This window comes from Clostridium aromativorans, assembly GCF_020908015.1.
Lineage (GTDB): Bacteria > Bacillota > Clostridia > Clostridiales > Clostridiaceae > Clostridium_B > Clostridium_B aromativorans.
In genome coordinates this window covers 1-18,966 of the sequence record NZ_JAJJPB010000019.1, presented here as the reverse complement: position 1 = coordinate 18,966, position 18,966 = coordinate 1, and the positions used below count along the sequence as shown (strand labels likewise).

The window sequence follows — 18,966 nt, the reverse complement described above, 5'->3', positions numbered from 1 at the left end:
GACTGCTGCCGAAAATCCTTCCTACCTATTTGATATCTCTATTTTGAACTTTGTACTTTAATTTTAAAAGTACATTGATCTCATAATCATCCAGGGATTTTTTTAAATAGTTAATTCCAATGTCGCAGTAGTAATTTATATCTTCACAGAGGTATTTTTGAAAAATACAATTTAAATTTTCATCTTTAAGCATTTTTGCTCGTATCGCAGCTTTAATACTGTATACGAGTCCTATTTCATGTGGGCTTTTTAGCATTTCTGAATGAGTATGAGCAGCTTTTAAATAACTTAAAGCTGTATCGAATTCATTTTCGTCTATTTTAAGTAGAGACATAAATGCTTCTGCTACAGAACGCCCCCAAACTAAATCAAAATGGTTGTATATTTTAAGTGAGCTGCTAAAATACTTTTTTGCAAGAGCGTAATCCCCCATGTCAAAAGCTGCTTCACCTGCGTTTATATTGAATATTGCACTGGTTGAAACTACCTTTTTTCTCTCACATATTTTAATAGCCTTATTGTAGTATTCAATGGCCTGGGAGAATTTCATGGAATATCTTCTTATTTCACCTATATAATTGTAAGCAGCTGCTATATTTAGTGCATATTTATCTGATATGGTAGTGTTTCTTTCAAGTATATTTATGGATTTATTTAAGAGTTTTTCCGCTTCTGTATAATTTCCGCACATATTGTTGTAAAGGGCTTTTAACCTAAATAGTACGGCTTTTTCATTTTCATGACCTTCAGATATCGCAATGTTAAGTGCTAGGTTCACGTATGTAATCATATCTTTTACGTTATAGGCCTGGATACAATAATAGATCATTTGTTTATAGCCTTCAAGGGCATAGCTGGCATTTTTTATGTTAACTGACTTATCTATCATAACTTTTATTATAGAAGTACCTTCTTTGTATTTGCCTATTCGAATTAAATATCGTCCCTTCATGTGAAGAAATGTGATTTCCAGAAGGGTAATTTCTTTGGAATAAGCTTGATTTTCGATTTTATTCAAAAGTTTCTCTATTTTGCTCAGGCTATTTAGGGCTTTTTCATCACTGAAGTATAAATTACTGTATTTGGTGTTGCTGTAATAAAGTACCGGAAAAAGTTCATGGCTGAAGCTTAAATACACATTCAGACTTTTCATGCTGTATTTAAGTTCTTTTATATAATTACTGGCATTTGAAAAATGATATATTAATTTATAATAGGTATTCAAATCCTCTTTATTTCTGCTCAAGTTTTCTTCAAAAATAGTACCTATTTTATTGTGCAGTATTTTTCTTCTAGCAAGAGATTGATTTGAATATATAAATTCCCGCAGCTTTTGGTGAGTGAATTTTAAATTTATATTATCTTCATTTAAAGTTTCTGTGAGTATGAATTTAGCTTCCAGTTCCTCAAGCATGTCCATTATTTCTAATTCATCTTTGTGCATTAGTCTCACTAATATATAAAGAGGTGTTTCGTCAAAAAACATAGAGCATATATTTAAAATTTTTCTTCCATTTTCGGATATGTCAAGGTATCTACTTTTTAGTATATCCTGCATTTTGGAGGACATTATATTTATATTTCCATTAGATTTTATTATATTCATGTATTCAGTTAGAAAAAATAAATTGCCCTCTGTTTCACTGTAGATTTTCTTTATCATTTTTTTACTTAAATTGTAGTTAGGGAGGGCCTGTTTTATAAAGTCTTCTGTTTCCCTGTAATCAAGCCTGTACAATTCAATTATATTGAGTTTGTTGTGCATTTTCATGGATGTAACAAATTTATCTAATTCTTCATTTCTTTCTTTCCTGCAGGTGGCAAGTAAAATTATATTTTTATTTTCACTTAAGATTATGCTGCCTAATAGGGATAAGCTCATTGAGTCAATCCATTGAATATCTTCAAATACCAGTAGAATTTTTTTCATGGCACCGAGTTTCTTAAAGACATTTTCTATTGCATTTATAATGACTTCATATTTTAAGTTATTATTGTTTTCTATAAGTTTTAAGTCCATGGAATAATTTTTATCAAATTGAGGGAAAAAACTACCTATTATGTTTTCACATCCCTGTGGTAGATTTATCCTATCCAACTTAATTATTTCAGCCAAATTTGACATTATTGGATTCCAGGGTTTTAGTATATATTCTTTTTCAAATTGATAGCAGCAGGTTTCGAAAATATATACGTTATTTTCTGATACATTTTCCAAAAACTTTTCTTTGAGCTTTGTTTTTCCAATACCAGCTTCTCCTAGTATTAAAATGGATTTGGACTGTATATTATTGACGAATTTAAAATAATTGGTTCTTAAGGATTTTAATTCGTTGTATCTGCCAAAGAAGAATTTTTGGGCTTTTGAGTTATTGTTTATATGTCCCGTTTTATTTAAAATTTCATTAAATAATTTTTTTGTCTCCTTGGAGGGTTCTACATTTAGCTCCTTATTTAAAATTTCTGAAAGTTTATGGTATGTTTCAATGGCTTTATTTGGCTTGTTGTTATTCATTAAACTATACATTAATTTTCTATAGGATTCTTCATCATATTCATCGGTTTTTATCAACAGCCTACAATAATCTTCCATCTTGTCATAGTTCCTGTTTTTATTTTCTAGGTATACTTTTGCCTTGAGTCTATGTATGTATATCTGCTGAAGATAATCCCTGTATTGTAATAGCCAGTTTTGAAAACTTTCTGCATTTTTTACATAAAATCCAGATAGAAAAGGATCACTATACAATTTAATTTCGTCTTCATTTTTCAGGAAGTCAATTACATCAGATTTTATATTTATATTGTTATTTACCATAACTGTTGATTTTCTCGGAGATATCAATACTTCTAAATTAAATGTCTTTTTTATTTTGTATAAGGCATTTCTCAGATTTTTCTTTGCAATGCTTTCTTCTTCTTCAGGCCACAATAATCCAGCCAATTTTTCCCGTGTACATTCTTTGTTTACAAGTAAATAGCAAAAAAGAGCCTGTGCTTTATTATAGGGGAATAGGATCTTCTTATGGTTCAAAGTTACTTCAAAATTGCCAAACATTTTTACATTTATAAAGTTCACTATATATCCCTTCCTTCATTAAACAGGCCGTTTTATAGATACATATCCTTTCTGAAATACCCTACCGAAATATCTTAAATATATTATAACATAGTATTTAAATGAATTTAATTTTAGAGCGTCTTCAATATATAAAAAATATAAAATTTTTTAAAATTGATTTTAAACTAAAATTGACTTTTTAGAGATGTCCGGAATGTAATATATAATTGATAAGATTATTTTTTGATGATACTCAATTAACCTAATATTTAAATAATTGAATATCAATTTCATATATAAACAATTTAATCTTACGGGGAGGAGATATTATGATCGACAATGTTGATGTTAGTAAGGCCATGACTATAAAGCTAGACGATGAACTGCCTGAAATGCCTAAATTTGTAGAGGGGATAAGAAGAGCTCCGGACAGGGGATTTAATTTGACAAAATCCCAGACTGAAATTGCATTGAAAAATGCTTTAAGGTATATACCACCTGAATATCATGATAAGTTGATACCTGAATTTTTGGAGGAGCTGACTACAAGAGGAAGAATTTATGGATACAGATTTAGACCTGAAGGAAGAATTTATGGGAAACCAATTGAAGAGTATAAGGGAAATTGCATGGAGGGCAAGGCTTTTCAAGTTATGATAGACAATAATTTGGATTTTGAAGTTGGATTGTACCCTTATGAGCTTGTTACCTATGGCGAAACAGGAAGTGTATGTCAAAACTGGATGCAGTATAGACTTATAAAAAAATATCTGGAAGTTATGACTCGAGATCAAACACTTGTAGTAGAGTCAGGTCATCCTCTTGGACTATTTAAATCAAAGCCGGAGGCACCTAGGGTTACAATAACTAATGCACTTATGGTAGGCATGTTTGATAATGAAAAGGATTGGGAAGTTGCAGAGGAAATGGGAGTTGCCAATTATGGACAGATGACTGCTGGAGGTTGGATGTATATAGGACCTCAGGGAATAGTGCATGGTACTTTTAATACCCTACTAAATGCGGGAAGACTTAAACTTGGTATTCCAAATGATGGCGATTTAAGAGGTCATTTATTTGTGAGCTCTGGACTTGGAGGGATGAGCGGTGCCCAGCCTAAGGCTATAGAAATAGCAAAAGGTGTTGGAATAATAGCTGAAGTGGATAAATCAAGAATAGATACAAGGATTAAGCAGGGATGGATTAAAAGGTGCTCTTCAGATTTAAGTGAAATATTTAAAATTGTAAAGGATTACTTGAAGAGAAAAGAAAGCATATCCATTGCCTATTATGGAAATATAGTAGATCTACTGGAGTATGCAGTTAAAAACAATATAAAAATTGATCTGCTGTCGGATCAAACTTCTTGCCATGCTGCCTACGAAGGTGGATACTGTCCCCAGGGAATTAGCTTTGAAGAAAGGACAAGACTTCTAGCAGAAGATAGAGAAAAATTTCATGCTTTGGTAAATAAAAGTTTAAGACGTCATTTTGAATTGATAAAATCTCTAGTAGACGGGGGAACTTATTTCTTTGATTATGGAAATTCCTTTATGAAAGCTGTATACGATGCAGGTGTTAAAGAAATATCCAAAAATGGAACAGATGAAAAAGATGGATTTATATTCCCGTCCTATGTAGAAGATATAATGGGACCTCAGCTCTTTGACTATGGTTATGGACCTTTCAGATGGGTTTGTCTAAGTGGGAAGAAAGAAGATTTGGTTAAAACGGATAGAGCTGCTATGGAATGTATAGATCCAGATAGAAGATATCAGGACAGAGATAATTACAACTGGATAAGGGATGCTGAAAAAAATAAGCTGGTGGTTGGCACTCAGGCCAGAATATTGTATCAGGATGCAAAGGGAAGAATAGATATAGCTTTAAGATTTAACGAGATGGTTAGAAAGGGCGAAATAGGACCTGTCATGATGGGCAGGGATCATCATGACGTGAGTGGTACGGATTCTCCTTTCAGGGAAACTTCTAATATCAAAGATGGAAGCAATGTGATGGCAGATATGGCAGTTCAATGTTATGCAGGGAATGCTGCCAGAGGAATGAGCCTTGTAGCTCTGCATAATGGAGGTGGAGTAGGCATAGGAAAAGCTGTAAATGGAGGCTTTGGACTGGTGCTTGATGGAAGCTTCAGGGTAGACGGAATTATTAAGTCGGCATTGAACTGGGATGTTATGAGTGGAGTTTCAAGGCGTTCCTGGGCCAGAAATGAGCATGCTATTAAAACTGTAATGGAGTTTAACGAAAACAATGTCGGAACAGATCATGTGACTCTTCCATATCTGGCAGATGAAGAAGCTGTAAAAAAAGCAGTGGGTAAATATTTTAAATAAATATATACTTGCTATTAGCTTGAAAAATGGAGGTAATTATTATGATAATTAAAAATATAAGCTGTCTTGTCACTTGCGCAGGAAATTGTCCGAAAATAAAAGAAAATTTAAAGGATGCAGGTATAGTTGATGATGGGTATGTAATTGTAGACAAGGATAAGATAGTTGAAGTTGGCAGTGGGGATGGATACAAAAAATACCTAGATTGCAATAGGCTTGTAATAGATGGCAGGGGCAAAACAGTGACTCCTGGTCTGGTGGACAGCCATACACATGTTGTATATGTAGGTTCAAGAGAAAAGGAGCTTTCCCTGAAGCTCAAAAATGTAAAATATATTGATATACTTAAAGCTGGAGGGGGAATACTGAGCACTGTAAATAGTGTGAGAAAGACCCCTATAGAAAAAATTGAAAATGAGACAAAGGATAGATTGGATCGGATGCTTCTTCATGGAACTACTACTGTGGAAAGTAAATCAGGTTATGGACTGGATTTTGAAAATGAAATGAAAATGCTTCAAGTAAATAAAAATTTAAATAAAAAGCACCCTATGGATATAGTTTCCACTTATTTGGGAGCCCATGCTATTCCGGAGGAATTTAAAGATAATAGAGAAGGCTATATAGATTTTATGATAAATTCGGTGATACCATATGTAAGGGAACATAATATGGCAGAATTTATCGACTGTTTTTGTGAAAAAGGTGTATACACTGCAAGAGAGGCGAGAAAAATTTTAGAAGCAGGAAAAAAAGCTGGACTTAAAGCTAAAATTCATGCGGATGAAGTTGAATCTGCGTCAGCAGCGGAATTAGCAGGTGAAATAAGGGCAGTATCTGCAGAACATTTAGTATCTGCTTCTGATGAAGGTATCAAGTCACTGGCTGATAATAAGGTAGTTGCAGTACTTTTACCTACTACATCATTTTATCTGATGTTAAATAAGTTTGCACCAGCGAAAAAGATGATAGAAGAAGGGGTTATAGTAGCCCTGGCTACAGACTGTAATCCAGGTACTTCGCCTACGGAGTCTCTTCAGGCAACCATGACTTTTGCCTGCTTTGGACTTAAAATGCTTCCGGAAGAAATAATAAATGCCATGACTATAAATGGAGCAGCTGCAATTTCAAGAGAAAGTCAAATAGGCAGTATTGAAGCTGGGAAAAAAGCGGATATAACTGTATTTAATGCTAAAAGTCTAGACTATCTTATATATCATTTTGGAGTAAATGCGGTTGACACTGTAGTTAAGAACGGAGAAATTGTAGTAAAAAATGGAAAATTAGTGTACACTAATATAGTATAATATAACCGATTTTGATTGGAGAGGTAATCGATGTTACAGGATCTTAGATTAAAAGAATTTGTAGAGGAATTGGGATCAAGCTCGCCGGCTCCAGGAGGAGGAAGTATTGCAGCCCTTTCGGCCTCTCTGGCCAGTGCATTAGCTAGTATGGTATTTAACTTGACAATTGGGAAAAAGGACTACTTGAAATATGAGGATACAGTAAAGAATGCTATTGACTCTTCGCTGTATCAAGTGAATTTATATAGTAAAAAATTTTTAAATCTTGTGGAGAAAGATACAGAAGCTTTTCTGTCATTGATGAAGGCTTATAAAATGCCAAAAAATACGGATATGGAGATAGAATTAAGGAAAAATGCTATAAAGAAAGGTAATGATAGTTCTCTTGAAATTCCTCTTCAGGTGGCTGAAAGTGCCTATAGGCTGTATCCATATATATTTATTGCTGTAAATTATGGAAACAAAAATGCAATTTCAGATGCTGGAGTGGCAGCTTCTTTGGTAGAAACTGCAGTAGAAGGTGCTGTTCTTAATATAAAAATAAATATTCAAAATATTGAGGATAAAGATCATAAAGTGGATTTGAAAAACAAGTGTGATAATTTACTGAAAAAAAGCAGAGATGAAAAAGAAAAGATAATGAGAATTATAGAGAGTAAATTAGAATAACACTCAATTGGCAAATGGCAGAGATCATAAGGGGGAAATAAAGATATGAAAATTGTTACTTTGAAGGGTGAAAATCTTACACTGGAAGAGGTTATAAATGTTGCATATTATGATTATAAAGTTGATGTGACTGAAGAAGTTAAAGAAAAAATCAACAGGTCGAGAAGAGTAATCGACGGAATAGTCAGCAGAAATGATATAAAATATGGAATTACTACGGGATTTGGCAAATTTTCTGACGTGATCATAACGGGAGAAGAGTGCAAAACACTTCAGAAGAACTTAATAATGTCCCATTCATGCGGCTTTGGTCGAAAATTTCCCAAAGAGATAGTAAGGACGATAATGCTGTTGAGGGCGAATAATCTGGCAAAGGGATATTCCGGAATAAGGTTAAATGTTTTTGAAACACTTCTTGATATGCTAAATAGGGGAGTACATCCATCTATTCCTGAGAAGGGTTCTTTAGGGTCTTCTGGTGATTTAGCACCTCTTGCACATATGGTATTGCCTATGATTGGTGAGGGAGAAGCTGAATTTCATGGAGAAATTTTACCGGGAAAAAAGGCTATGGAAAAAGCAGACATACCTATAGTTGAATTAGTAGCCAAAGAGGGATTGGCCCTTATAAATGGAACTCAGGTGATGACTGCGGTTGGCTCCCTGGCATTATACAAGGCCATAAACCTTTTGAAAGTAAGTGATATTACAGCAGCTCTTACCATGGAAGCTTTAAGAGGAATAAGAGATGCGTTTGACTTGAGGACACATAAATTGAGGCCTCATAAAGGTCAGGTACAGACGGCTAAAAATATACTTGCTTTGATACAGGATAGTTCTTTCATAACTAATCAGGGGGAGCTCAGAACACAAGATGCCTACGCGTTAAGATGTGTACCACAGGTTCATGGAGCCAGCAAGGATGCTGTAAATTATGTTAAAGAAAAAGTGGAAATAGAAATAAATTCTGTTACGGATAATCCTATTATATTTGAAAATTCAGATGTGATTTCTGGAGGAAATTTCCACGGCGAACCTATGGCCTTGAGCTTTGATTTTCTTGGAATTGCAGTGGCTGAAATAGCTAATATATCTGAAAGAAGGCTGGAGAGACTGGTAAATTATCAGCTTAATGATCTGCCGCCTTTTCTCTCGAAGAACGGAGGACTTAATTCTGGATTTATGATTACGCAATATGCAGCAGCAGCTTTGGTATCGGAGAACAAGATACTTGCCCACCCGGCATCAGTAGATTCTATACCTTCTTCTGCAAATCAGGAAGATCACGTGAGTATGGGTACTATTGCTGCAAGGAAAAGCCTGGAAATCGTAAATAATACAGCCAGAGTATTGGCAACGGAATTGATGGCTGCATGTCAGGCCATAGATTTTAGAGACGGACTTAAATTGGGAAAGGGTACTCGAGAAGCATATAAAGCTGTTAGAAATAGGGTGAATTTCATAGAAAAGGATGAGATCATGTATAAGGATCTGGATAAATGTGAAGAGCTTATAACCAGTGGAGAGCTTTTAAAATTGGTGGAAAAGAAAATAAAAGTAGAAATATAATATTAAGAAATAAGGGGGATTGTATGTGAATCTATTGAGGAAAAAAACTGTGGAGGATTTTAGGGTTTCCGTGAAAAAAAGCGGGCTCAGAAAAAAATTGAATTATTTTGATCTTGCAGCTTTGGGAATTGGTTCTGTGGTTGGAACTGGTATATTTGTATCTACGGGGCAAGGAGCACAGTTGGCAGGTCCTGCTATTACAATTTCATTTGCCATAGCAGCTATTACAAGTGCACTTTGTGCACTTACCTATTCAGAACTTGCTACAATGTTTCCAGTAGCAGGGAGCACTTATTCTTATTGTTATGTAGCTTTTGGTGAGATTGTGGCATGGATTATCGGATGGAATCTAATGCTGGAATATCTTGTTTCTGGAGCAGCAGTCGCTTCTGGTTGGTCAGGAACTTTTGTTGGAGTACTGAAAGCCTGTGGTATTAATTTACCCTATCAGCTGACTAATTCTCCGTTGGCAGGAGGTATAGTGGATTTGCCTTCTATTATAATTGTGGCAATTATAACTTGGGTATTGTACATTGGAGTCACTCAGAGCTCTAAAGTAAATAATATTATAGTTGTTATAAAAGTGTTAGTGATATTTATATTCATATTTATCGGTGTAACACATATAAACCCTGCAAATTATCATCCTTTTGCACCTTATGGATTCAAGGGTATAATGTCTGGAGCCGCCATTATATTTTTTGCTTTTATAGGTTTTGATTCAGTATCTACTGCAGCGGAAGAAACGGCTAATCCCAAAAGAGATGTCCCTATTGGGCTTGCTATTTGTCTGGGATTGGTCATAGTATTGTATATAGCTGTTTCAACTATACTTACAGGAATGGTACCTTTTAAATCCATTGACTTAAATAATGCTCTTCCAGGAGCTCTTGCTAGAGTGGGCATTAACTGGGGATCTGCATTAGTTGGTGTTGGAGCTGTTGTTGGAATGATTTCAACTATTCTTGTAATATTATATGGGCAAATTAGAATATTTATGGTTATGGCAAGAGATGGACTACTTCCTGAAGTATTTTCTAAAGTGAATGACAAACACAGGACTCCGGGTACGTGTACTATAATAACTGGAATAATAACTGCTATAATATGTGGATTTTTCCCTTTAACTGTAATTATAGACCTATGTAATATTGGAACACTGTCAGCTTTTTTATTTGTGTCTATAGGAGTTATTATACTGAGAAAAACCATGCCTGATGTGGAAAGAAAGTTTAGATGTCCAGCAGTCCCATTTACGCCAATTTTGACAATAATATTTTGTCTGTATCTCATGCTAAGTCTTCCAGGTGTTACTTGGGTTAGATTTGCAATATGGACGGGAGCAGGATTATTGGTGTATTTCATCTACGGTATGAGGCACAGTATATTAAATGATGAAAAACGTACTCTTAAAAATAAAAGCTAGTATAAAATAAAAGTTTACTAAATTAAAATTATCTAAAAAGCACAGGTTTTGATTTCAAGTCAAAATCTGTGCTTTTTTAAAAGTTCAGAGATAAATTTTTTATTTTACATAAGATATTTACCAATGAAAATATTATGACAGCTGCTTAATTCACATTATAAATATTATGTAAATTAAAAACAATGTAAACCAAATAAAGTATATAATAAAAATAGAACATAAAAGGAGCTGATAAAATTGACCGAAAAATTATTTTATAAAGACGCATATTTAAAAGAATGTAGATCAAAAATAGTACGGATATTAGAAGAAGATGATAAAATAAAAGTGGTTTTAGATAAGACCATATTTTATCCAGAAGGTGGGGGACAGCCTTCTGATACAGGTACTATTGATGGCTTAAAGGTAAATTATGTATATGAGGACAATGGAGTTATATATCACTGTATTGAAGGTAAACCCAAAAATAAATGTGTAACCTGTAAAATTGATTTTAAAAAGAGATTTGATTATATGCAGCAGCATTCTGGAGAACACCTATTATCTGGAGTTATATTTACTTTATTCAATGGAAACAACAGAGGATTTCATCTGGGGGAAGATCATGTAACGGTAGATATTGATATAGAACCTATGGATGAGAACATGATAAACAGAATAGAGAATTTAGTAAATGAATGTATTTATAAAAATCGAACTATAAAAACTTATGTGGTTTCAAGGAAAGAAAGTTTGAAATTTCCTTTAAGAAAGCAAGTTAAGGAAGGTGTAGAAAATGTGAGGATAGTTCAAGCACTCAATATGGATTGCTGTGCTTGCTGTGGTACTCATGTATTAAGAACTGGTGAAATAGGTATATTCAAAATACTGAAGGCAGAAAAGTATAAAAAGATGACTAGAATATATTTTAAGTGCGGCAATAGAGCATTAGCGGATTTTCAGAAAGAACATAAAATAATTATGGATTTAAGCAAAGATTTTTCAACAGAGATTTTTCACATAGAAGACAGGGTGAATTTTGAAAAAAATGAAATTAAAGAACTTCTAACAGAAAACAAGGATATGAAAAAAACCCTAGCTAGGTATGAGGTAAAGAATATTATTAAAGATAAAACTTCGAATATAATTTTAAAGGGATATGATGATAAGAAATTTGAGGAAATTAAACTTATAGCTTCTGTTATTTTAGATGAGGAGTCGGAGAAATATATATTGATTTTGTATTCAAATATAGATAAGAGAATATTGTTTATAAATAATTTGAAAAATGAAATCAACTGCGGAAAGCTGTTTAAAGATAATATAAAAAGTTTTAATGGAAAGGGCGGCGGAAATGCTTACCAGGCACAGGGAATATTTTTAAATAATAATGATATTGCAAGCTTTTCAAATTTCCTGTATTCTAAAGTGGTATAATCAAATTTTAAGAAATTAGGTGAAATGTTTGTATTTTGATAATGTATTAAAAATAATGTTATCTATGGCTTTAATAGCACAGTTTTTTTTATCTTTTGTGAAAGGAAGATCCTTTAAAAAAGATTATGGAAAAAATATTGTAATACTGGAATGGAGTTCTGAAAAAAGAAAAGCCCTATCTTTGATTTTTATAGGACTTGTGATATATATAATTTACATATTGGTGACAGGTTATTTTTCAATGCTTTCTGTATTGATTGTTGCCTATATATTGGTTAGTGTTTATGATTTCAGCAAGATAAAAATAATCACTTCGAAGGGAATAGGTGAAAAGAGTTTTTATAGTAATGCATATTATAATTTTACTTACTGGGAAAATATTATTCAATGGAAATGGATGGAGAATAGAAAAAACATATTGATATTTAAATTAAAAAGAAAAAATAAGATAAAAACAAAGGATTGGAAGGTACTTCCTTCTGAAATAAAGGAGGTAGAAAAATGTTTTTCTACAAATGCTTTTACTTCAGAGGATCAAGATAACATTTAATAAATAGTTCTATTTTTACTGATGATTATTGTATCCATATATTATATCTTTAATTACTTCTCCACCTATTATCATTCCTGCTACAGGAGGCACGAAAGAATTGCTTGCAGGTATTTGACGCTTGGCAAGACATTTTCTAGAGCCCCCTATACAGACACAGCCTTCTTTGCAGGTTACCACTTCATCAATTTTAGGTTTTTGAGGAACTTCCTCGGAATATAAGACCTTTAATTCCCTTACCCCTCTTTTTTTCAATTCACGCCGCATTACCTTGGCTAAAGGACATATTTTTGTATCGTATATATCTGATATTTTAAATTGAGTCGGATCCATTTTATTTCCAGCTCCCATACAACTTATTACATTTATATTGTGAGACTTGCACCAGAGTACTAAAGATATCTTAGAAGATACTGTATCAACTGTATCCACTACATAGTCTGTATTATCTGGTATAATCTCATTTATATTGTCATCTTTTACAAATGTACGATAAGTTTCTACTCTGCAATTTGGATTTATGTCTAAAACTCTGTCTTTTAAGACATCTACTTTATATTTACCTATTGTATGAAAGTTGGCTTGTATTTGTCTGTTTATATTGGTTAGGCAGACAGTGTCATCGTCTACGAGTACTAGGTGACCTATACCACTTCTGGCAAGTGATTCAAGAGTAAACCCACCTACGCCACCTAATCCAAATATTACTACGGTACTTTCTCTTAATTTTTGCAAAGCCTTTGTACCAATTAACAGTTCAGTTCTTGAAAATGCATGTTGTTTCATTAAAAGATCTCCTCTTAACTATAAAATGTTGATGATTAATACCATATAAAATTATATAGTTTTAAATTCTTTTAAGCAATAGATTTTATATTATATACATTGAACTTAATCTAAAATTATGTATTAACTATTAATTTTTTACCAAACATTGAATAGTTTAGGACAATAAATTATAATTATATGTAATTGAATACAGCCCAGGAATATTGGAGGTGCTTTGATAATGAAAATAGGCTTGTGCCAGATGATGGTTTCAAAGTCAAGTAAAAAGGATAATTTAAAAAGAGCTCAATATATGATTCATGAAGCAGTGCACAGAGGGGCTGAGATAGTAGCTCTGCCCGAAATTTTTAACTGCTATTATAATCTCAAATATTTTAGAGAATATGCAGAAAGTTCCAGTAATTATGGTGAGACTTTAAATATGTTATCTTCTACAGCAAGGGAACTTGGAATATATTTAATAGGAGGATCTATACCTGAAATTGATGAAAAAGATAATCTATATAATACCTCCTTTATTTTCGATGAAAGTGGGAAATTAGCTGAAAAGTATAGAAAAATACACTTGTTTGATGTGAATATACAGGGCAAGATAAATTTTAAGGAATCCGATATTTTAACTCCAGGAAATAGAATGCCGGTGATAGATACAAGGTGGGGGAAAATAGGTGTAATTATTTGCTTTGATATAAGATTTTCAGAACTTGTAAGGATTATGGCACTTAAGGGTGCAAAAATTATATTTGTTCCTGCAGTTTTTAATATGACTACAGGCCCTGATCACTGGGAGACTTTATTTAGAAGCAGAGCTATGGACAACCAACTTTATATGGTGGGTATATCTCCAGCAAGAAACATGAATTATTCCTATGTTGCTTATGGAAAATCTCTTGTAGCAGATCCCTGGGGAAAAATAATAAATATATTAGATGAAAAAGAGGGAATACTAATATCAGAATTGAATTTAGATTATATAGAGAAGGTTAGAAGTTCTCTGCCTATTTTAAAAAATGTAAGGAAAGATATATACAGAAATGTATTGTTGTAAATTTTTAGGTTCAGATGGAGTCTGATTATGAAAAATGATTTCATCCATCTGAACCTCAGAAAAGTTTATCAAGACGTTACAATCAAATATTAAAATAAAGATGCGTTATTACAATTTTATGGTGTTGTCCGAGGAATTCATTTTTTCAACTATGCTGTACATATTAGTTATTTCACCTACAACAAGTTTTTCCTTTAAGCCATAGAAGTCAAGACAAGTTCCGCAACTATAAATATGTACTCCTTTTTCTTCTAATACTTTTAAATTATCTATGGAATCAGAACCTTCTGTGGTCAATTTGACTCCTCCATTTAAAAATATTAAATCAGTTGGTAAATTGTTGCTTTCAGTCAATGCATACAAATAGCTCTTTATTAAAATTGCTCCAAGTTTGTCATCGCCAAGCCCCAGTTTATCATTGGATATGACTATAGTTAGCTTTCTATCATCGAAATTCATTGGTTGACAGCTATCTGCATTCTTTGTAATAGTTATATAATATAGATTGTCTTTTTGTTTTGCCTCGCTGACAAAACCATTACTCTTTGCGAATTTTAACAGATTACTTTTAGAAACGTCGTTGTCTACAATGACAGTAGCAGTTCCTTCTTTTATTGAATCAAAATACTTTTTGGTGTTTATCACCGGTTGAGGACACTGTAAACCCTTGCAGTCTATTATATGTTCCATTAACGTACCACCTTTCAGAATTTATATTATTAGAAATTAAAATTTGCTCAAATAAATTATAGCATAGGGTAAATACATATATTATATTTTTTATCAATATTAAATTGTACAACTATAAAAAAATATTATATTTATGTTAATTCATACTATTCAGAATATTTCAACTTATACAGTACAATTTAAAATTTGTGTTATCATGATATACGATATTTATGTATATTTGTTAGAGGACAATAGAATAATATATCGAGGAAGGATTTTTGTGATGAAAGAGTTTATTTTTAATTTTACATTTATTTTTCAAATATCAGTTTTTACAATCACAATATACTATTTAGTACTTTCTTTATTTGGACTCTATAAAAAAAGAGATGATGGTGCCAAAAATTGTGCGCCCAATCATACTTTTGCATTGTTAGTGGCAGCTCATAATGAAGAGATGGTTATTGCAAAGATAATAGAGAGCTTAAAGGAGATAGATTATCCTAAAGATATGTATGATATTTTTGTAATTGCGGATAATTGCGATGATAGTACTGCTGATATAGCAAGAAAATATGGTGTAAATGTATATGAAAGAAAAGTTCCCGATAAAAGGGGGAAGGGATATGCCCTTGAATGGATGTTCAATAAGATATTTAAAATGGATAGAAAATATGATTCTATAGCTATTTTTGATGCTGATAACTTGGTTTCAAAAAATTTTCTAATGGAAATGAATTATAAACTGAACAAGGGATACAAGGTTGTTCAGGGCTATGTTGACAGTAAAAATCCAAACGATTCATGGATAACAGGTTCTTATTCAATTTCATTTTGGACTACAAATAGGCTCTTCCAGTTGTCTAGATCAAATCTTGGATTGTCAACTCAGATTTGTGGAACTGGTTTTTGTATGGATACAGACATTCTCAGGGAACTGGGATGGGGCGCAACCTGCCTGACTGAAGATTTGGAATTTACCTGTAAATTGGTTTTAAATGGACACAAAGTTGGCTGGGCTCATAATGCAGTGGTATATGATGAAAAGCCTTTGACATTAAAACAGTCCTGGAATCAAAGAAAAAGATGGATGAAGGGTTTCACTGATGTTTCCTCTAGATTTTTCTTTAAGCTTATAAAAAAATCTATAAGAGATAGAAGTTTTACATCTCTTGATTGTGCGATATATACTATACAACCTTTTATAACATTGTTGATTGGTTTATCAGCTTTAATAACTATTTTACAGAACAATAATGAACGTGGCTTAAATATATTTGTCATAAATTCACTGTTTCTGCCGGCTTTATGGAAGATATTCAGTATATTTCAATTTTTGATTACACCTTTTATAATGACCTTAGAATGTAAACTTTCTAAGAAAATGTTTTCTGTATTTGCATTATATTCTCTAAACATAATAGTACTTTCGTACATCTTTGGTTCTCCTACTTTTTTAGAAATGCTGCTTGGAAATATAGTATACCTGCTGATATTCGTATCCTTTATATCTTTTAACTGGGGTAAAGAGCCTCTTAAGATGTTTATATGGTATTTGCTCTATGGAATATACACTTTAACATGGATACCGATAACAATACAGGGAATATTGGACAAGAATAATAAGGAATGGGATCATACTAAACATATAAGACAGATAAGCATACAGGAAATGGAATAGGAAGAAAATCCTCGGTGATATATCATTGAGGATTGTTTTTTAATTTAAATAAAAATTTAAAAGCTGTGAATTGTGCATTGATTAAGAATAAGGGTGATGAATTATGATAGAAAGATTACAAAAATACATGTCCTATTGTGGTGTAGCTTCAAGAAGGAAGTGTGAAAATATAATATTACAGGGAAGAGTAAAAGTGAACGGCATTACTGTAAATAAATTAGGTGTGAAGATTGATGATAAAATGGATGTAATTTCTGTAGATAATGTGATAATAAAAAAGAGGGAGAAAAAAATTTATATATTGTTAAATAAGCCAATAGGATATGTTTCTACAGTTAAAGACGATAGGGGAAGAAATACGCTGCTGGATATTGTAAAGGTAAAAGAGAGGATTTATCCAATAGGCAGATTGGATTATAATACCTCGGGGCTCATAATATTAACTAATGACGGAGAAGTGTATAATAATATAGCTCACCCTAAGAGAGAACGAAATAAGGTATACATTGCTACATTAAGAGGCATACCATCTAATGATGCCATAGAAAAATTTAAAAATGGATTGGACATAGGTGGATATATAACTGCTGCCGCAAATTTTAAAGTAATTAATGCAAATAAAAATAAAAACGAGTCGAAAGTTAAAATAGAGATACATGAAGGTAAAAACAGACAGATAAGAAAGATGTGTGACAAGATAGGTTGTCCTGTACTAAAATTAACTAGAATAGCCATAGGAGATATACAGTTGGGAGATTTAAAAGAAGGAAGTTGGAGATATTTGAATAAAGAAGAAATAAATTATATAAAAAAATAAAAATGCAAATATGACAAATACTTATAAATAAAATAGATAAACAATTGAAAGATGTCTTGATAATCTAATCAATAGATGGTAAAATGAAACAAATATTGCAAAATAGATTGAGTGTGGATAGAAAGGAATGAATGAAAATGGAACAGGTTAATAATCAAGATTTAATAAGGACAATTCAAATTAAATTCCCAAGATTGAGTAAAGGTCAAAAATTAATAGCCGAGTATATCTTAAAGCATTATGACAAAGCAGCATTTATGACTGCTGCAAAATTGGGTTTAAATGTAGGTGTAAGTGAATCAACGGTAGTTAGATTTGCAAATGAACTGGGATTCTCAGGATATCCCAAATTGCAGAAATCCCTTCAGGAGCTTATAAAAAATAAACTTACCACTGTACAGAGAATAGAATTGTCAAATGATTTTGTAAGTCAGGAGAGCCCTTTAAAAAGTGTTTTAAAATCTGATATGGAAAATATAAGAGCTACCCTGGAAAAAATAAATCATAAAACTTTTGATGATGTAGTGGACAGTATATTTGAAGCTCAAAAAATATATATATTGGGCCTTAGAAGTTCTACTGCAATTGCAGATTTTTTAGGCTTTTATTTGAATTTAATATTAGATAATGTGAAGGTGGTTGGATATGGAATAAGTGATATCTTTGAGCAGATGATAAATTTAAAGGAAGGAGATTTAGTCATAGGAATAGGATTTCCTAGATATGCGGTGAGAACTATTGAAGCACTGGCCTTTGCTAAGAGTAGAAATGCTAAAATAATAGCTATTACTGACAGCTTATTGTCACCTCTTGCAGCTAGATCTGATTATACATTAATTGCTCAAAGCAATATGGCTTCGTTTGTAGATTCATTGGTAGCACCTTTAAGCGTAATCAACGCATTGATTATTGCTGTAGGATTACGAGAAAAAGAAAAAATATCCTCTACATTTTCAGATTTGGAAGATATCTGGAAAGAATACCAGGTTTACTCATTTAAAGATCAAAATTAGCTAAAATTAGGAAAATTGAATAATATGCAATAATTTATTAAATTATTAAAAGATTTTATGTAATTTTAAGAAGGAATTTTGAATTTTATATAGAATACTTTTATATAAGATAAATTAAAAATGTCTTAATTCTGTAATTTAATAAATAAGTGATTAATAATCACACAAGGAGGGTGTTACCACTTATGACTGATGAGAAAGTACAAAATTATGTCAATGGAGTAATTGAAAAAGTAAAGGCAAGAAATTCAAACGAGCCTGAATTCCTACAAACAGTAGAAGAAGTTTTAGGATCTATAGGACCAGTATTTGAGAAGCATCCTGAATATATGGAACAAAATCTTTTGGAAAGATTCTGTGAACCTGAAAGACAGATAGTTTTTAGAGTTCCCTGGGTAGATGACGATGGCAAGGTACAGGTCAACAGGGGATTTAGAGTCCAATTTAATGGCTGCATAGGACCATATAAAGGAGGACTTAGATTTCACTCATCTGTTTATATAGGCATTATTAAATTTTTAGGATTCGAACAAATACTCAAAAATTCACTTACAGGCCTTCCAATAGGTGGAGCTAAGGGTGGTTCTGACTTTG

General features: G+C 32.4%; 15 protein-coding genes. 12 read left to right on the top strand and 3 right to left on the bottom strand.

Features of this window, described 5'->3' with window-relative positions; all coding sequences use genetic code 11:
* Positions 1-25: 25 nt before the first annotated feature.
* A complete protein-coding gene (locus LN736_RS13340; RefSeq protein ID WP_229981708.1) occupies positions 26-3,079 on the bottom strand; it encodes an AAA family ATPase in 3,054 nt (1,017 codons plus the stop codon).
* Between the two features lie 311 nt (positions 3,080-3,390).
* Between LN736_RS13340 and LN736_RS13335 the strand changes: the two genes are divergently transcribed.
* The 7 genes from LN736_RS13335 to LN736_RS13305 all read left to right on the top strand — a co-directional run bounded on the left by LN736_RS13335 (position 3,391) and on the right by LN736_RS13305 (position 12,352).
* Entirely contained in the window at positions 3,391-5,415 is a 2,025-nt protein-coding gene (locus tag LN736_RS13335) for a urocanate hydratase (protein WP_229981707.1), read from the top strand.
* Positions 5,416-5,456: 41 nt separating this feature from the next.
* The gene (gene hutI, locus LN736_RS13330) at positions 5,457-6,722 is read left to right on the top strand and encodes an imidazolonepropionase (protein WP_229981706.1); all 1,266 of its coding nucleotides are present in this window, start codon (positions 5,457-5,459) and stop codon (positions 6,720-6,722) included.
* A gap of 30 nt (positions 6,723-6,752) precedes the next feature.
* On the top strand, positions 6,753-7,391 hold the full coding sequence (locus LN736_RS13325; protein ID WP_229981705.1) for a cyclodeaminase/cyclohydrolase family protein: 639 nt from the start codon (positions 6,753-6,755) through the stop codon (positions 7,389-7,391).
* 45 nt (positions 7,392-7,436) lie between these two features.
* Positions 7,437-8,960: a histidine ammonia-lyase gene (gene hutH / locus LN736_RS13320; RefSeq protein WP_229981704.1), complete on the top strand. Its 1,524-nt coding sequence runs from the start codon at positions 7,437-7,439 to the stop codon at positions 8,958-8,960.
* 25 nt (positions 8,961-8,985) lie between these two features.
* Positions 8,986-10,386, top strand: a complete 1,401-nt coding sequence (locus LN736_RS13315) for an APC family permease (RefSeq protein WP_150357183.1) — start codon at positions 8,986-8,988, stop codon at positions 10,384-10,386.
* A 237-nt stretch (positions 10,387-10,623) separates the two neighbouring features.
* Positions 10,624-11,802, top strand: a complete 1,179-nt coding sequence (locus LN736_RS13310) for an alanyl-tRNA editing protein (RefSeq protein WP_229981703.1) — start codon at positions 10,624-10,626, stop codon at positions 11,800-11,802.
* Positions 11,803-11,830: 28 nt separating this feature from the next.
* Positions 11,831-12,352, top strand: coding sequence for a hypothetical protein (locus tag LN736_RS13305; protein WP_229981702.1), 522 nt, complete (start codon positions 11,831-11,833; stop codon positions 12,350-12,352).
* A gap of 15 nt (positions 12,353-12,367) precedes the next feature.
* Here the strand turns inward: LN736_RS13305 and LN736_RS13300 are convergent, their stop codons facing one another.
* Positions 12,368-13,138: a tRNA threonylcarbamoyladenosine dehydratase gene (locus tag LN736_RS13300; RefSeq protein WP_150357180.1), complete on the bottom strand. Its 771-nt coding sequence runs from the start codon at positions 13,136-13,138 to the stop codon at positions 12,368-12,370.
* 223 nt (positions 13,139-13,361) lie between these two features.
* On the opposite strand from LN736_RS13300, the gene LN736_RS13295 reads away from it, so the two are divergent.
* Complete coding sequence (locus LN736_RS13295; protein ID WP_229981701.1) at positions 13,362-14,189, top strand: carbon-nitrogen hydrolase family protein; 828 nt, start codon at positions 13,362-13,364, stop codon at positions 14,187-14,189.
* A 108-nt stretch (positions 14,190-14,297) separates the two neighbouring features.
* On the opposite strand, the gene yedF is transcribed toward LN736_RS13295, so the two are convergent.
* Entirely contained in the window at positions 14,298-14,879 is a 582-nt protein-coding gene (gene yedF, locus LN736_RS13290; RefSeq protein WP_150357178.1) for a sulfurtransferase-like selenium metabolism protein YedF, read from the bottom strand.
* A gap of 265 nt (positions 14,880-15,144) precedes the next feature.
* Between yedF and LN736_RS13285 the strand changes: the two genes are divergently transcribed.
* The 4 genes from LN736_RS13285 to LN736_RS13270 all read left to right on the top strand — a co-directional run.
* Complete coding sequence (locus LN736_RS13285) at positions 15,145-16,542, top strand: glycosyltransferase family 2 protein (RefSeq protein ID WP_179977351.1); 1,398 nt, start codon at positions 15,145-15,147, stop codon at positions 16,540-16,542.
* 103 nt (positions 16,543-16,645) lie between these two features.
* Entirely contained in the window at positions 16,646-17,359 is a 714-nt protein-coding gene (locus LN736_RS13280) for a pseudouridine synthase (RefSeq protein WP_150358991.1), read from the top strand.
* A 137-nt stretch (positions 17,360-17,496) separates the two neighbouring features.
* Entirely contained in the window at positions 17,497-18,372 is an 876-nt protein-coding gene (locus LN736_RS13275; protein ID WP_150358990.1) for a MurR/RpiR family transcriptional regulator, read from the top strand.
* Between the two features lie 185 nt (positions 18,373-18,557).
* On the top strand, positions 18,558-18,966 hold a 409-nt coding region (locus LN736_RS13270), incomplete at its 3' end, for a Glu/Leu/Phe/Val dehydrogenase dimerization domain-containing protein (RefSeq protein WP_326839088.1).

What these genes read in the sequence shown, in the direction of transcription:
- LN736_RS13275 (WP_150358990.1), top strand. Translation starts at nt 17,497, where the DNA reads ATGGAACAGGTTAATAATCAAGATTTAATAAGGACAATTCAAATTAAA.
- LN736_RS13295 (WP_229981701.1), top strand. Translation starts at nt 13,362, where the DNA reads ATGAAAATAGGCTTGTGCCAGATGATGGTTTCAAAGTCAAGTAAAAAG.
- LN736_RS13325 (WP_229981705.1), top strand. Translation starts at nt 6,753, where the DNA reads ATGTTACAGGATCTTAGATTAAAAGAATTTGTAGAGGAATTGGGATCA.
- LN736_RS13285 (WP_179977351.1), top strand. Translation starts at nt 15,145, where the DNA reads ATGAAAGAGTTTATTTTTAATTTTACATTTATTTTTCAAATATCAGTT.
- LN736_RS13335 (WP_229981707.1), top strand. Translation starts at nt 3,391, where the DNA reads ATGATCGACAATGTTGATGTTAGTAAGGCCATGACTATAAAGCTAGAC.
- hutI (WP_229981706.1), top strand. Translation starts at nt 5,457, where the DNA reads ATGATAATTAAAAATATAAGCTGTCTTGTCACTTGCGCAGGAAATTGT.
- LN736_RS13280 (WP_150358991.1), top strand. Translation starts at nt 16,646, where the DNA reads ATGATAGAAAGATTACAAAAATACATGTCCTATTGTGGTGTAGCTTCA.
- LN736_RS13300 (WP_150357180.1), bottom strand. Translation starts at nt 13,138, where the DNA reads ATGAAACAACATGCATTTTCAAGAACTGAACTGTTAATTGGTACAAAG.
- hutH (WP_229981704.1), top strand. Translation starts at nt 7,437, where the DNA reads ATGAAAATTGTTACTTTGAAGGGTGAAAATCTTACACTGGAAGAGGTT.
- yedF (WP_150357178.1), bottom strand. Translation starts at nt 14,879, where the DNA reads ATGGAACATATAATAGACTGCAAGGGTTTACAGTGTCCTCAACCGGTG.